The sequence below is a fragment of the Pseudoalteromonas sp. XMcav2-N genome, from assembly GCF_024124545.1.
GTDB lineage: Bacteria > Pseudomonadota > Gammaproteobacteria > Enterobacterales > Alteromonadaceae > Pseudoalteromonas.
The window spans coordinates 126,939-141,952 of record NZ_JAMXSF010000003.1 but is presented as its reverse complement, the minus strand read 5'-3'; the positions used below and the strand labels follow the sequence as shown (position 1 = coordinate 141,952).

General features: G+C 46.3%; 13 protein-coding genes. 9 read left to right on the top strand and 4 right to left on the bottom strand.

All coding sequences use genetic code 11. The features are described 5' to 3' along the window. The first annotated feature begins 25 nt into the window (after positions 1-25). From NH568_RS05270 to NH568_RS05250, 5 genes are all read left to right on the top strand, one after another. Positions 26-2,815: a TonB-dependent receptor gene (locus NH568_RS05270; RefSeq protein ID WP_253045185.1), complete on the top strand. Its 2,790-nt coding sequence runs from the start codon at positions 26-28 to the stop codon at positions 2,813-2,815. Positions 2,816-2,862: 47 nt separating this feature from the next. Then, entirely contained in the window at positions 2,863-4,137 is a 1,275-nt protein-coding gene (locus NH568_RS05265) for a metallophosphoesterase (RefSeq protein ID WP_253045180.1), read from the top strand. A gap of 191 nt (positions 4,138-4,328) precedes the next feature. Next, a complete protein-coding gene (locus NH568_RS05260; RefSeq protein WP_253045178.1) occupies positions 4,329-5,456 on the top strand; it encodes a PAS domain S-box protein in 1,128 nt (375 codons plus the stop codon). Positions 5,457-5,786: 330 nt separating this feature from the next. Continuing rightward, entirely contained in the window at positions 5,787-6,266 is a 480-nt protein-coding gene (locus NH568_RS05255; RefSeq protein WP_253045175.1) for a hypothetical protein, read from the top strand. After that, entirely contained in the window at positions 6,259-6,546 is a 288-nt protein-coding gene (locus NH568_RS05250) for a transcriptional regulator (RefSeq protein WP_253045173.1), read from the top strand. Before NH568_RS05255 ends, NH568_RS05250 begins: the two co-directional genes overlap by 8 nt. Positions 6,547-6,610: 64 nt before the next feature. Here NH568_RS05250 and NH568_RS05245 read toward each other — a convergent pair whose 3' ends face one another. From NH568_RS05245 to NH568_RS05235, 3 genes are all read right to left on the bottom strand, one after another. Further along, the gene (locus NH568_RS05245; protein ID WP_253045171.1) at positions 6,611-7,195 is read right to left on the bottom strand and encodes a GNAT family N-acetyltransferase; all 585 of its coding nucleotides are present in this window, start codon (positions 7,193-7,195) and stop codon (positions 6,611-6,613) included. A gap of 157 nt (positions 7,196-7,352) precedes the next feature. Continuing rightward, positions 7,353-7,826, bottom strand: a complete 474-nt coding sequence (locus NH568_RS05240) for a peroxiredoxin (protein ID WP_253045169.1) — start codon at positions 7,824-7,826, stop codon at positions 7,353-7,355. Between the two features lie 159 nt (positions 7,827-7,985). After that, the gene (locus NH568_RS05235; protein WP_253045165.1) at positions 7,986-9,275 is read right to left on the bottom strand and encodes a hypothetical protein; all 1,290 of its coding nucleotides are present in this window, start codon (positions 9,273-9,275) and stop codon (positions 7,986-7,988) included. 529 nt (positions 9,276-9,804) lie between these two features. Here NH568_RS05235 and NH568_RS05230 point away from each other — a divergent pair. Beyond that, positions 9,805-10,323: a hypothetical protein gene (locus NH568_RS05230; protein ID WP_253045161.1), complete on the top strand. Its 519-nt coding sequence runs from the start codon at positions 9,805-9,807 to the stop codon at positions 10,321-10,323. A gap of 69 nt (positions 10,324-10,392) precedes the next feature. After that, complete coding sequence (locus NH568_RS05225) at positions 10,393-10,734, top strand: hypothetical protein (RefSeq protein WP_253045157.1); 342 nt, start codon at positions 10,393-10,395, stop codon at positions 10,732-10,734. A gap of 68 nt (positions 10,735-10,802) precedes the next feature. On the opposite strand, the gene NH568_RS05220 is transcribed toward NH568_RS05225, so the two are convergent. Then, positions 10,803-12,614, bottom strand: coding sequence for a hypothetical protein (locus NH568_RS05220; RefSeq protein ID WP_253045154.1), 1,812 nt, complete (start codon positions 12,612-12,614; stop codon positions 10,803-10,805). 714 nt (positions 12,615-13,328) lie between these two features. On the opposite strand from NH568_RS05220, the gene NH568_RS05215 reads away from it, so the two are divergent. Together NH568_RS05215 and NH568_RS05210 are read left to right on the top strand one after the other, a co-directional pair. Further along, positions 13,329-14,024: a hypothetical protein gene (locus NH568_RS05215; protein WP_253045152.1), complete on the top strand. Its 696-nt coding sequence runs from the start codon at positions 13,329-13,331 to the stop codon at positions 14,022-14,024. Positions 14,025-14,141: 117 nt separating this feature from the next. Continuing rightward, complete coding sequence (locus NH568_RS05210) at positions 14,142-14,993, top strand: GNAT family N-acetyltransferase (protein ID WP_253045150.1); 852 nt, start codon at positions 14,142-14,144, stop codon at positions 14,991-14,993. The last annotated feature ends 21 nt before the right edge of the window (positions 14,994-15,014 follow it).

Here is a 15,014-nt window from a genome sequence, read left to right as displayed (position 1 = left end):
ACCCCTTTTCTGTGCGAGAAAAAACATGAAGAACACTCTACCGACTGGTATATCGAAAATCTGTGCTGGCGTTGCCATTGCACTGGGCCTGCTGAGTACCTCTGTCTCAGCGAATACATTGCAGGGCGAATTGACTGATGCGCAAAATAAGGCGCGTTTTGAGGGGGCAAAGGTCATCATCAAGGAATTGGGCCGTGAAGTGAGCTCTGAGCGAAATGGTGAGTTTAGATTCATCAACCTGCCTGCCGGGACTTACACGCTGGAAGTTCGCTACATTGGCGCGCAATCTGTCACTCAGCAAGTCGTAATTAAAGACAGTGAGGTTACTCAGACACGAGTTGTGCTGAGTGCCTATCAGGGCGAAATGGATAACATTATTGTCAAAGGGCAGCGTGCAGGGCAGGCCGGAGCCCTGAACAGACAGAAAAATGCCGATGGTATTAAATCTATTGTCAGTGCAGATAGCATAGGTCAATTACCTGATCAGAATGCAGCAGAAGCGCTGCAACGTTTACCGGGTCTATTTATTGAGCGAGATCAGGGGGAAGGGCGTTTTGTTGGGATCCGGGGCATTGACCCCAACCTGAACAACGTCACCATCAATGGGGCTGCTGTACCTTCACCGGAAGGCGGTGTACGCAGTGTAGCCATGGACGTACTTCCGAGCGAAATTATTCAGAGTCTGGAAGTGAGCAAGACAGTCACGCCTGATATGGATGCGAATGCGATTGGTGGCAGTATTGAAGTGAAAAGCTTAAGTGCGTTTGACCGCGAAGGGGAAAGCTATAGCTTTACGGTGCAGGGGGCCTACAATGAGCAGGTCGAGAAGAGCAGCCCTAAATTGTCGGCAAGTTACAGTGATATCTATGAGATCAGCAGCCAGACACAGCTGGGTGTTGCAACCGCGGTCTCCTGGTTCGAGCGCAAGTTTGGCTCGCATAATATGGAAACCGATGGTGGCTGGATGGAACTGGAAATGGACGATGCCAATACAGGTGAGGAAGTGGCATTTTTTGGTGCTGAGGAAATTGAGCAGCGTCTGTATACCATCACGCGTGAACGTCTGGGGGCTGCACTGAATCTGGATCTGCACCAGGGTCTGTTCAATAAGTATTACCTGAGAACCATGTACAGTGAATTCTCGGATAACGAATTCCGTCTGCGTAACGAATACAAGTTCGACAAAGGCGAGTATCTGAGCGATCAATCTGACGATACTATGGCCTACTTCAGTGGTGCCGAAATGGATCGGGACAGCAAAGACAGGTATGAAGAGCAAAGCATCTTGTCTGTGGTGGCCGGTGGTGAGCATTTGGTCAGCGATTGGTTTATAGAGTACAGCCTGGTGTACTCAAAGTCAGATGAGCAGGAGCCTGACCGTTTAGATATGGCATTTGCGGCTGAGGACCTGACACTGGGGTATGTCAGCCTGGGTGATACGCCTACTTTGTCTCGCAGTGAAGGCGCTCATCAATTAAATGGCTTCGAACTGGATGAAATCGTTCATGAAAATAACCTGAGTGAAGACGAAGCGACCAGTTTTAAGCTGGACCTGACAAAAGATTTAGTGATTTCAGGTCATAATGCAGAGCTTAAATTTGGAGTTAAATATCGCGACCGTGAAAAATTCAACTCAGTCAACGCGGTCGTCTATGACGGCGGATTTGATGATGTGACGGCAGAGCAGTTCAAGACTGTCGCACCTGAATATAACCTGGGTGACTTTGGTCCGGGTATGTCAGAGCAGGCACTGCAGAGCTATTTTGCAAATAACAAAAGTGCCTTCGAGCGTAATGACCAGGAAACCAGTATAGAGTCTAAAGGACGTAGCTATCGCTCTGAAGAAACGGTCAGTGCGTTATATACCATGATTAACATAGATTTTGGTAAACTTAATTTGATCACGGGTGTCCGATATGAGGACACCGACTACACTACCCGTGGCTATCGGGTTGCACTTGAAAATGACAAGCTAACCGACAGTGAACAGGTCAATATCAGTTCCTGGGAAGTAGATAAATCATATGATCACCTGATGCCAAACCTGACTCTGCGTTATGAGCTGGCAGACAATGTGATTTCCCGATTTGCTTATACGCAAACGATTGCCCGCCCGGGGTTTGAGGAAGCTGCTGCTTATCAGCTACTGGAAAGCGAAACGGATGAAGACGACGGACAGGTCGTGACTGAGCGAGAGGGGGAGGTAGGCAACCCCGATCTGGACCCTTACGAGTCTCACAACTTAGATTTGTCTGTTGAATACTACACAGGCAGCATTGGGGTTATGTCAGCGGGTTTGTTCTACAAGCAAATCGATAACTTCATTACTGAACAGGAAGTGCAAGATCAGGCCCAATGGGCTGGTTATAAGAAAGTTATGCAGTACGTTAATGGTGGCGAGGCAGATCTGACAGGTATTGAGCTTGCTTACAGCAAAAACTTTAAAAATGGGTTGATGCTTTCTGCCAATACCACCTTAATTGACGCCGATGACAAGCTGACCCGCCAGTCAGATACCGTGGCGAACCTGATGGTGGGATATGAAGATGACTCCGTGAGTGCGCGTCTGAGCGGTAACTACAAAAGTAAAGCTTACCTGAGCACAGAAAACGATGCCCGTGTATATCAGGACGACCATATGCAGCTGGACTTAAGTGTTAAATACTATTTCACTGAGCAAATGCAGGTGTACTTCAATGCCATTAACCTGACCGATGAACCGCTGTACATTTATCATGGCGAGCAAAAGTACAACTTCCAGTATGAGCAATATGGCCGCTCTTTCGAGCTCGGCTTTACATACACTTCTTTCTAACCTGTTTAGCGGAGCGTGCCGGGGAAACCCGGCACTGTGTGCTACTTATGACTTTAAAGCGCTTTATTGTTTCCTGCCTGAGTGTGTCTGTTCTGGCCTCTTTTGCAGCCCAGTCAGATAATTCGGTGTCCTTCCTGGCGTTTGGTGATGGCGGCTACCACCCTGACTACCCCAAGTTAAAACACATCCATAAGCCAAAGAACAAAGCACAATTTATTGCTGCTGAGCGGGCAGACTGGATAGCGGAGCATCGACCGGTTGATGAGTTCAATCACGCGCCGGTTTACGTTTATCCGGGCACAGACATCGCCACTGAGCAAACTGGTGCACTTGCAACTGGTAAAGCGATGGCTAGTTTATGCCAGCAGAAAAAATGCGACTTTGCTATTCAGTTGGGCGACAACATATATCCGGATGGTGCCGGTGCCAACGATGGCAAAGATGATCAACAGCGCATGAACGACCTGATCCTAAAACCGCTGCGTCCGTTATTTGAGCAGCAACCGGATCTGGTCGTATATTCCGCATTGGGCAACCATGACTGGAAAACGTCACGAAAAGGCGTGAAGCTTCAAACAGAATGGATGGCAAAACAACCAAATTTTTATATGTCGCCCAAAGGCTACTACAGCTACACCATAGGTGAACCTGGCAACGATGTAGAGCTATTTGTACTGGATACCAATATGTTGCTCTCAGGTCAGCACTATTACGAGGTGCCGCTTCGCCCCGATGGCAGTGAGCAGGGCTTAGCCAGCGCCCTCGCATCCGGTCAGGCAGAGGTTGAAGATATCGAACGTCATGAGTTACCAGTCAACGGCGAAGATCATCGGCAGCTTGCCTGGCTGGCGGAAGGATTAAAGCACTCAAAGGCTAAGTGGAAGCTGGTGTACGGGCATCATATTCTGTGGTCAATCGGTGGTTCCAAATATGACGAGGGTCACGTACTGAGAAGACTCATTTTGCCTGAACTCTGTCAGTATGCTGATGCCTATATCGCAGGGCATGAACATGATCTGGAGCTGCTAACGGACGATTGCAGTCGTGTAATACCAGGTAACTCTAAACCTAAGCTGCCCTTGATTATCAGTGGAGCTGCGGCAAAAATGCGCGGAACACACACACCGTTTGCACAGCAGCAGGAGAAGCGCTATGCAGAATACGATCTGGTATGGTCTAAAAGTTTCATCTGGGGCTTTGCCCATATTGAGCTGGATAACAATCTGAACAAACTGAATGTGTCTTTTTACACGACGCCACATGACCAAAGTGGCAAGCTTGAGGCTGAACAGTCATTTAGTTTTGCAAAACGTAGTGACTGATAAGCAAAGGGATAGCACGGCAGGTTAGTGCTGGGGCTATCCCACTCAAGCTGTCAGTGTTTCAGAGCAAAAAATTATGGTATTCGGTAATTTGCACTATAGTTAAACTCACGCAAACAGACATGCGTACGCCACTTACTGCCGTCAGGCTAGCTAGGTACTGTTATTGTCGAATACGAGTTGAGCTGCCAATGAATACCAATGATCCTTCCATGGAAGAAACCTTATTTTTCGGCCAGTTATTGGAAAACTCCTCTCCAATTGAACTACTCAAACAAGTGTTAATGCGCTCGCAGCACGCCATAGTCGTCACTGACGCTAATCGTGATGAGGGGTACCGTATTGTGTATGCTAACAGAGTATTTTGTCGTCATACCGGCTACGAGCTTGCCGAGTTAGTTGGCCAGTCAACTGCCATATTACAAGGGCCCAAGAGCAACCGCAGAGTACTGGCCAGGTTAAGCCCTGCACTGGAAAAAAACGGCTATTTTTACGGTTCTTCGGTCAATTACAGAAAAGACGGCTCTATGTATCCGGTTGAGTGGAATATCTCAGCGATAACAAATGAAGCGGGGGAGGTGACACATTACATTTCCCTGCAAAAAGATCTCACTAACATGCGCCGCCTGGTTCGGCAGATCAGAGAATCGACGGACGTGTTTAAGCAGTTTTATCAGGAATCGGCTCGCCAGGGCAGTCGCTTTGGTAAAGGGGCTGATTCTGTCCTGAGTGCTTTGAAAAGAAGTGCCAAGCTACTCAACGGCCGATTGCACCTCAAAGACAACGTCGAGCTTTTTCAGGAAGCGTTCCCGTATCAGGAGCCAGATGAAAACAGCTTCGATGAACTGTTTTTTGATCTAGATGAAGATTCAGATAATGGTGCTGATCAGCGCCTGAACAAACAAGCTATGACTGCTGAAGCGTTCTGGACCGACAGCCCAATTGAAGAGGATGATGTTGAGTCCATTGTTGGGGCTCTGAACGAGCTTGAATCAGAAACAGGTTTAATAGAGCTGAACGGTTATTCTGAAGCTCGGTTTAAAAATGTTGCAAGACTCTACAAAGAACTGGCCAACACCTTGTACTTTTGTATTGAGTTCAACGATGGGGCACTGATGATAGATGAAGTGGCTGATCGTCTTGAGTCTCAGGCTGCGGACTCCAACTTTCCAATCGAGTTTTTGCTGATGTTTAATAAAGATATTAACAGCTGGCTTAACGATGTGTTTGTCGAAAAAGAAACTGACAATGTATTTGGTGGCGAGAGCAATGCGATAATGGCTGGTGAGCAGTTGTTATCACTTATCGGTGAAAACTAATTGGCTCGTTGTTGCCGCTGGGGCGGTTGTTGATGTGGGCTCCAAGGTGTTCCTGTCCTGGGTATCCACTGGACACCAAATTAATGTCCCTATCTTGATCTCTGGTCAAGCTTCCAGCTCTGCTGACTGCTCCGGACAATACATAATCTGCCAGGTTCACTATGAGCGGGTTACTCGTTGTCTATAAGAACCTATAAGCAACCTTAAGCCATTTGGAAGCAGTATAATACTGCATAGCTTTGTGCCTGGGCGCTTTCATATTAATTACTTGCCACAATGGAAAGTCACTGCTAATCTTTAGTTTCCACCATGGAAAGTAAAGGAATGACTATGAACAAAGATTCTAATATCGGGGCAGAGGCAGCACGTGCGTCTCTTATTACGGCGAATGCTGCCAAACGTCAGGTCAATCTGCTTTTAAGGCCGCCAGTTTGGTTAAACGTACTTATTAGTCTGCTTGCTGCATTGGCTACAACGGCAAGCGCTCAGGCAAGTCAAAGTAGTTTCTGGACTTTGCTAGCGATAGGCGCAGCACTGAGTGTAATTGCATTGGCATTGGGCTGGTCTCATTATCTGCGGGTGTCAGGTGTAAAAGCAAAAACCCTGAAAGGTGTATCAAGAAAAACGCTAACTACTGTTTCTCTGGCATTATCGAGTGCCTTTATTGTATTGCTCGCATTCTATCTGACCAAACAGGGGATCTGGCAGTCCGCTTATGTCGCAGGTGCGATGATTTTCCTGTTTAGCAGCTTTGCTTTTTACAAGCTGCCGGCGGGAGAATGGCTGACAAAGGATTCTGGCAATGAGTAAAGCCTGTTTTGACTCGCTTATTCATGCCCACAATCGGCTACAGATCTGTGCGTTACTTCACCCCGTTTCAGAGCTTGAGTTTTCTGTGGTTAAAGCACAGCTTGAAGTCAGTGATTCCGTGCTATCTAAACACATCAAAGCGCTTGAGCAGGCTAATTACATCTCAGTGGCAAAGCGAGCAAGCTTATCTCGCCCCCGCACCTGGCTGTCTTTGACTGAGTTAGGTGAAGCGGCTTATCTTGGTCATGTCGCGGCGCTTAGAGAGATTGTTGGTTTGTAAAGGCATCAGCTTCAAATAGTTCTGCACCGACCTTTATTGAGGTGTTTGATCGACACTCATAAAATTACAGGTTCAACAGCATGGTTGTTGAACCTGAAAAGCCGAGCAACCAGTGCAAATAAGGAAAGTGCTCTGTTTTCGTGGTAACAAACCCTTTACGCGCATAAAGTTTTTTTGCTCTGGCATTACTATCAATTACATCCAACCGCACTGATGCGTAGCCGTGTGTCCGAGCATGAGAGATAATGCTGTCCAATAACCTGGAGCCTACGCCCAGCCCACGACAGGATTCTTGCACGGCTATACCGTCCATAATCATTTCATTCTGTCGTGGCTCACGTTCATACAGGCTAAACAACAAACAGGCACGTATGCCGCCCAATATCCCTAAATGCTCGAACAGTCCGTTTGTATCAAGGCCTGCTGTTAATGAACCACTGACTTCACTAAAACCTGCAATCCCTACCAGTTCATCGTTTTTCAGTGCAACGAACGAGTATTCTGGTATGAAACAGCTTTCCAAGACTGCAAGTCGCTTTGCCCGACAGGGGATTGCGTTGGCAAATTTGTTTCCGAAAGCCTGGTCGTAAAGCCGGGCAATCGAGTGACTATACTTTCGATCCCATCCTTGTTCTATTTTGATTGTCACGGTATTTCTCCAATCAATTTATACTTGTTTGCCAATTTCTATTGCTCTCGCTTTTTACAAGGCTTCAAGTACAAAACAGCAGCAATTACGAGTTTATGGCATAAAACACATCTACCATCGAATGGAAGGGAGCTGACGCTCCCTGAGTTAACGAAGCTTATAGTTTTTCCAGGATCACTTCTGCTTTACTGACTTCAAATGTCTTTGGTGCTTCAACCAGTAAAGTGGTGACAACCCCGTTATCAACAATCATAGCGTAGCGTTGAGAGCGGATCCCACCGAAGCCGTCTGTATCCATATCCAGACCAAGCGCTTTGGTAAAGCTGGCATCACCGTCACCTAGCATCATAATTTCGCTTGCATTGTGCGCGTCACCCCAGGCGTTCATTACAAAGGCGTCATTCACTGAAACACAGACTATGGCATCGACTCCTTTGGCTTTGATTTTGTCCGCCAGGGCAACGTAACCTGGTAAGTGAGCTGCAGAGCAGGTAGGGGTAAAAGCGCCAGGTACGGCAAACACAACGACTTTTTTGTCTGCAAACAGGGTATCACTCTGGTGCGTGACCATGCCATCAGCAGTCAGTTCGCTCAAAGTGGTTTGGGGCAAGGCGTGTCCTTGTTCAATCATGGTTTTTCCTCATCGGATGTTACGGAGATTAGCTCTATTCTAGACGTAAAAGCGGTGATTAAACACGGACAAAAAATAAGGTTAAACTAATTTCTGAGAAAAGGAGAGCATGGAGCAGATGATAACCCAGTCGCGCGAGTTATCACCGGTATAGACAAGCTAATTACTTGAACCATGAATAGAACTAAAGATATGACTTACTTTCGCATTCTCAGTTGGACCAGAATAGCCATGACAATTAAAACAGTTTGCTGCTGGTTGCAGATTGTTCGGGCCTGTATAGACAACCTCAGCAAACCCTTGTTGTGCATTGGTTTCCATCGTCGTGTTTGCCAATTGTATGGACCCACGCTGGTTGTCGCGATTCTTAGAAGGTTGACTCACATCATTTAACCACAGCCCGCCAACCAGTTCGTACTTGGCCAGTACTCGTAAAGAGTTATAGGTTGGCATACGCTTAAATACTTTGTTTAACTGCTCGTTAAGAGAAATGATATTAGCCCGGTTATGCTCTGCCTGGTTGTCTCCCTCGGCCGTACCCTGAGCATAAACCTGACAGACTTCCGTCGGTGTACCTGTCAAAGGAGAAGCGCCAGTCTTAGTAGGGTCGATCGTCTTGTTAAACGCACAATTTGCATCCGGATTTGGCAGGCCAGCTGCACATTGCTCACTGGCAAAACTCCAGTCAGAGGTTGGCTGATTTGTTTTTTGGCAATCGGGTGCATTGTATTTATGCTCAAAGGTCGCCCAGATAAACTCAGGGTGATCTTTGGTGCTAATCACCAGGTGAAAACCCACCATGCCGTACAACTCATCGGCATCGATTTTGCCATCATTGTTGGTGTCCGAGCGAACCCACACATAGTTTAGCATGTCTTTTTCGGTGATTTTACGCCACGAAGTTTTAATCTCAGTAGTACCTGCAGGTAAAGTTGCAGAGCCTCGGGCAACATTGCACATATCCCGATCAAAACGAGTCTCGTAAAGTACGATATTCCCATTTTGGTCATACAATACGGCGTTATTCAGTGCCTGATTCATCTCATGGGGCGCTGTGAAATCTTCACTGGTGGTGTGTGGATCTTTATCTCCTCGGACAAACAGTTTGGATTCCAGTGTATTGGGCGCACAAGAGTCCTGATCGCTACCGAGATAGATGGCATAGCGGTCTTCATTTAAGAAAGTCCGGTCCTTGCCATTTGGCGCGTTGATTAAAGAGATAAACCATTGCCAGGAAAACTGATAAAACTGACACAGATTCTGCCCACCACCCGGAATGTCGTTTGGTGGGTTATTGGGGTTCGTTACCCAGTTAATATTTGCAGGACAAAACAAGGGATCCTGGCTGGCTGTATTGTCAGAGTCAGCCGCTGAACCTGAAGGCTCAGTAGAGCATGCAAGCAAGGTCGTGAGTGCAGCACTGAGCAGAGAAAGCTTGAGGGGGGGCATAACAAATTCCTTTCAATATCGAGACGGTCACCTTAACTCTAGAGCAATTTTAAGAAGTTACCATTACCGGGTATTACACATTAAACGTAGCTGATTACCCGTTATTTCGAAGTACTTAGAGGTGGTTATCTTGTGAGAAGCCTCGGTGGCTGGGCCAGCAGAACAGTTATCTGTGGAGGTGCTTGATTAGTTTAAAACGCAAAAACCATGTTTTCTCTTTGGGGGGATATATTATTAATCGTTCATTTGATAAAGCTTTCCAATAGCTACTTTGATGTATGTATAGTGAGAGTTTATGTTAAAAGGCGCAAAGTTGGCACTTGAGCTGTTTGAGCCACAGTGTTAGCTTGTTGTTCCCGCTGCTGTGTTCGTTTTTGTCACAGTGGAAGAATTAAGTCAGTATCTTATACCAACAAGAACGTTAGATATGCATGACTATATTGCTGATATGGTTGGGATTATTTTCTTCACGTGGTTATCAAGGATTTTGTCGAATAGAAGTTTAATCGAAACAAGAGGGCACTCTTAAGTGGACCGTTCAATAACGAAAATAAGTACAGCAATAACTTCTCACGCTATAAGTGAGGCGTTCTTTGGTGCATCCGGCATTAGCGTAGCCGATGAGTCAACTTTGGCCAGGCTACAAATAGGCTTTAGCATTCACCCTGATGGCTCAGATTTAACAGGGACAGAAGAGGGAAGTTGGTATCAAAGCTGGGTTGTCATAGCTACTGACAGTGAATTGGGCGACCCGTTTTTCGTTGATACAAGTGATCCTATGATGCCGGTTTATACTGCTATGCATGGCGAGGGCGAATGGATCCCAGAGCAAGTTTCAACTTCATTGAATTCTTTCTTGGAGTCGCTTTTGTATCTAAACAAACTCAGTAAGCAGAGCTTTGCTCAAGTGAGCCCCGACGAGAATACAATTACAGACCCCAGAGAGCTCGCTATTATTGAGCGTCAATTACAAACGATTTCGGGAGAAACAGAGTACTGGGAATACTTCATGGAACAACACAGGGAGTGGGTTGAGGACCATGAGTAAGGTTACGCTCACCGGTGTTTTGATGTCACCTTCAAATTTGATTCAGATAAACGATAGGGATGAGTCTGTATGTGGATGCTGATACTTCTGCCTTTAGTCTATGTGATTATTGCTGGCCTGATTGTCTCATTTGGCTATAGCAAGTCCGAAAATCTCAGCTTAAAGAAAAAAATAGCGTTGCGAAGTGGCCTGTTAGCTTGTTTTTTTAGCCCGGCATTTATTTGGGTGTTCCCGTTTTCTTTTCCTGCACCTGCAATCATTGCAATGATATTAAGCGTGATAAGTCTTTTCACAGCTGAGCCATCAAGGCTCCTGGTGGGAACACTTGCCTTCGCATTTATACCTTTTTTACTATTCTGGTTGGTTTATTTTGGTGTGTATATGCTGGCTTTAAGGCTAAGAGCATTGTAAGAAGCACGCCTTAAACTCAGTAGCTGCATAAAACAAAGCGGCCTGTCGGCCGCCAAAAAGTCTCAGGGCTATTTAAACATGGTCTGGATCCGTTCACGCTCCGTGTTTGTCGCATAGCTGGTGAAGTGAGCAAACAGGTTCATTAAGGGCGCTTCCATATGAGTTGCAAATAAAACCATATTGGGGAATTGATTAGCTAAAGGTGTGGGTGGGTAGAGTTTTGGATGCTTTTTCCGTACGTCCGAAAAGTGCGCTGTGTATGAATCTAATTTGGCTCTCACATCCGGTTTTAGCGTTGCTTCAAATGTTTTATTCGGACCATAGTGGATCAGCAGCCATTTAATGGTGCGAGGTTTAATGTTGAACCAGCTATTTGCCATCACCTCAATGGCGTCGTTGAAATAAACGGCAGGTCTGGTGTAGTTTTCCATGCTGTCCCATAGCTGTTGTAAAAAAGGCAGGAAAAGTGCTGAGTCAAATATCTGGTTGTGTCTGAAGTAACGAATGCTTTGCCCCTGCAACTGAGCTTCAGTGAGATTTGCATATTGATGATACCCAATCGACAACCCTGCTTTATTGCCTGTGTGCTGGTAAGGGGTATATCCAAACAAAGTGGGTAACCACATATCAACCACAATATTCCAGCTGTTGTCTGAGTTATCCGGGTCACGGTAAACACTTTGCAGGGCGTTTGAGAACGACAGCACCTGATCAATGTCGTCAAAAGCAAGTAGATTAGCGATACCATTGTCTTCAATGCCACCGCCATCCGCAAAGCGTGCAGCCACACCCGGCTTTTCCTCAGCAACATCTGCCGCTGACCAGTAATTATATTTAGGATCTATGCCATCCATTCCTTGAATGGCCGTTGCAAAAAACGCGCTGCTATTGGCGGTAACATCAGCCAGCGAAAACGCTGAGACCTGATTATCATTATTCAGGGGCAGTTTGGCATTGATGTTGGACTTAGCCGAGGAGGTGAGTTGAGTGTCAAAACAATAACTTGACACTAAACCGCCACCAACCTGTTGTAAATCAGTAGCCGTCGTTTCCACAGTTCCTAAGTCGTCAGCAAAGATGCCTGTTGCGATAGCGGTGCACTGGACGGGCGCCAGCATATCACCGGTTTGCGGGTTTGTATTAGGCGTAATAAATGCGGCTGTATTGCACAAATGGAACGGTCGTTTTATACGCCCCTCACTTTGCTGATATGTGTGCACTGTGTCAGGTAACCCCGGGTTCTGTGCTTTTATGTGCGCCGCGTCTTCCCGACTATATGCAAACCATGCGGTTTCGATGACTGGCGTCATAAGTCCGTCGAAATGAGTGGAAGACAATCCCGATGGTTCCAGAATGTTCTTTGCTATTTGATAATTCCAGATCCGGTTATTTGGAAAGTATGGGTTAACAAATAACTTTCCAGCCGAATACGCCATGTTATCCCACTTAATGCCATCCAGAGTGACGGTTGTGCCGAGATAGCCCGATGGTGCGTAATCTAAAGTACTCAATGTCAGCGTGGAAGGATCTTCCACAAAAGGGCCGAGAAAAGTTGCATCGTCGATGTGATCCGGCAGATAAGTAAAAGGTACAACTGCCCAGCTACCACCAGATACCGTTGAAATTGCCCGCGCCTGACCGAGTACACCCATATCGTTGAGTGCTCGCATCTGACCGAGTGCTGCAATCATGGCAATGGAACCGCCACCGGAAAAACAAATTCCGACGTTGCCAGGTGTGTCACCCTGAGTAATGAAATCAGTGGTTTTGTTACAGGTCTGGGTTGCTAACCAAGTACCACTGATCTGAACGTCAGACCATTTACGTTTACGCCATGCCGGATCAACTTTGGTTTGACTGGTTGGGATTTGTTGGCTCATCTCAATTCCTCTTTGATTTGTATTCTACCGCTCGTCGCGCTAAACCATAGTCAAGGTTAGCCATTTGCTGTATTACAGTTGATTACAGTTACTAACCACGTTCGAGGCTGGGTAGCTTTTATTTATAATAATTGGCCGTGACATATCGCTCACAAGTAAATTGTCAGTGATTGATGATTGCGAAGCTAAATGGTACTGTTCTCGCTCTTCATTGTCATGGTTAAAGCTTTTGTGCAGTACTAAGGACGAGTTGTGAGCTATATACAAGTCTATATGTTGGTTATGTTCTGTGCATTTACAGTCTGCTTTGTGGTCTCATATTTTAAGAAGCGAGCTCTGCGACATAAATCTGAAGACAATGTTCAGACACCCAAGTGCGAGAGCAACAAGCCAGCTATCATGCTTGACTATGATGAGAGTCTTGCAAGAGAACTAGAGCACAATCCATTATTTCTGTCTGTATATAGCGACTGTGAAAAAGCTCAGGCAGAGTTTTCCAAAGACCCAGGGGCTTTTTCTGCGCTTGTTATGGATATTTTGGATGTTGTAAGGCGCCGCTCAATCAGGCACAGAGAAATCGACGCAAATCTATGGTCAGGCATCATAATAAGAAAAATGTTTCCTGAGCGGTATAAGTAGCTCGGATTATCTCGCGCACCGGCAATGGCCAGATTGGGCTGGGGTGCTGCCAGTGGAGTCTAATAAGGAGAAAATTTGCTAGTCGCATTTGTTATCGCTATGGCAGGGTTAGTCATCTTATTAGTCATGGAAAAGGGGTTTTCCAGACAGTCTCAGCCAAAGCCAAACAATGAACTTACGACCCTGTCTGTTGCTTCGAGAACGATAACCAAACGCATTGTGAGTATAACACCCAATGAATCAGGGGAGTTGATTATACAATTTCCAGATAATGAGTATCGCTTGCTTTGTTTAAGTATCCCCAGGAAGGCTTTTGGCTGGCAAGCGCTTGCCCATCCCGGTAACGCCAAGAGATTTACGTTTACGCCAGAAAAAGTATCCTTAGAATTTGGCGGTGAGCTGGATGCGGACTATCTGTTTCTTAATTCAAAGCGAATAGAACCTGAATTGTTAGCAAGACAGTGGCTCGGGCTTTGCCGCAGAAATCAAGCACCGACGGATCGTCACCCTACCCATCATGTTTTTTCTGTGTCTATAGCGCCTTTCAGTGAAAAGCTCTTTGCTATCAGCCAGTCAATAGGAGGAGGGATCGCAGACACCGGGGGTGGACAAAGTTACACACTGGAGGAGCTGTTAACCTGGCAGAACTGGAAAATTCACTTTGAACTTTCGGGCTGTTCATGGGCCATCCCAGTCATCGAAAATAGCCAAGATAAAAAAAACATGATAAACACGCTGATTACAGAGGCCTGCAAAAGGAAGGGCATGTAAACATGGTGCAAGGGCCGAGTACACGCCCAGCTAATCGGACTTTCTTTTCCTGCTACGCCAGTTATAGTGCAGGTATATAAGAAAGTCAGATGTGGGTTCACATCAAGGAGCTAATTTATGAGTAACACCTATACAATCCGCACTATGACTCGTGCCGAAGTTGATCTCGCGGTTGACTGGGCTGCACAGGAAGGCTGGAATCCGGGGCTGGAAGATGCGCAATGCTACTACCAAGCCGATCCTGAAGGGTTTCTCATTGGTACTGTAGATGATGAACCAATCGCAGTCATCTCTGCGGTCAAATATGATGATACATTCGGGTTTATCGGATTTTACATAGTAAAACCTGAATATAGAGGACAGGGTTTTGGTTTGAAAATCTGGCAGGCAGCTATGACCAGGCTGGCGGGGTGTAACATTGGTCTGGATGGTGTAGTTGAGCAGCAGGAGAACTACAAGAAGTCAGGCTTTACTTTGGCTTATTCCAATCGTCGCTATCAGGCTAGCAGTCAGATGCTGGCCGTTCGAGGTACGACAGAAATGACAGATCTGAACGCGTTACCACACAAAACAATAGAGCGATTTCTTGAGCCGTTTTTTCCGGTACAGAGAACCAGGTTTTGGCATGCCTGGCAGGCACAGAGCAATGCAATATCTATTGGTTTGCTGATTGGAGGAGAATTGCAGGGAGTCGGGGTTATCAGACAGTGCCGGGAGGGCTATAAAATAGGCCCCTTGTTTGCCCAAAATGCACAGCAGGCTGAGGCTTTAATTGGTACATTGAGCTCAAAAGTTGGGAGTGATTGTGCTGTATATTTGGATGTGCCTGCATGTAATTCATCGGCGACTGGACTCGCGGAAAAACTCAACATGACGCCGGTGTTTGATACGGCACGAATGTATACGCAAAGGGGGCCTGATATTGGCATAGACAAAACGTTTGGCGTAACATCGTTTGAAATTGGTTAGTCAAAAAGCCGAAAACGCGCA

Coding starts and splice junctions, on each gene's coding strand:
- NH568_RS05270 (WP_253045185.1), top strand. CDS start 26: ATGAAGAACACTCTACCGACTGGTATATCGAAAATCTGTGCTGGCGTT.
- NH568_RS05265 (WP_253045180.1), top strand. CDS start 2,863: ATGACTTTAAAGCGCTTTATTGTTTCCTGCCTGAGTGTGTCTGTTCTG.
- NH568_RS05260 (WP_253045178.1), top strand. CDS start 4,329: ATGAATACCAATGATCCTTCCATGGAAGAAACCTTATTTTTCGGCCAG.
- NH568_RS05255 (WP_253045175.1), top strand. CDS start 5,787: ATGAACAAAGATTCTAATATCGGGGCAGAGGCAGCACGTGCGTCTCTT.
- NH568_RS05250 (WP_253045173.1), top strand. CDS start 6,259: ATGAGTAAAGCCTGTTTTGACTCGCTTATTCATGCCCACAATCGGCTA.
- NH568_RS05240 (WP_253045169.1), bottom strand. CDS start 7,826: ATGATTGAACAAGGACACGCCTTGCCCCAAACCACTTTGAGCGAACTG.
- NH568_RS05235 (WP_253045165.1), bottom strand. CDS start 9,275: ATGCCCCCCCTCAAGCTTTCTCTGCTCAGTGCTGCACTCACGACCTTG.
- NH568_RS05225 (WP_253045157.1), top strand. CDS start 10,393: ATGTGGATGCTGATACTTCTGCCTTTAGTCTATGTGATTATTGCTGGC.
- NH568_RS05220 (WP_253045154.1), bottom strand. CDS start 12,614: ATGAGCCAACAAATCCCAACCAGTCAAACCAAAGTTGATCCGGCATGG.
- NH568_RS05210 (WP_253045150.1), top strand. CDS start 14,142: ATGAGTAACACCTATACAATCCGCACTATGACTCGTGCCGAAGTTGAT.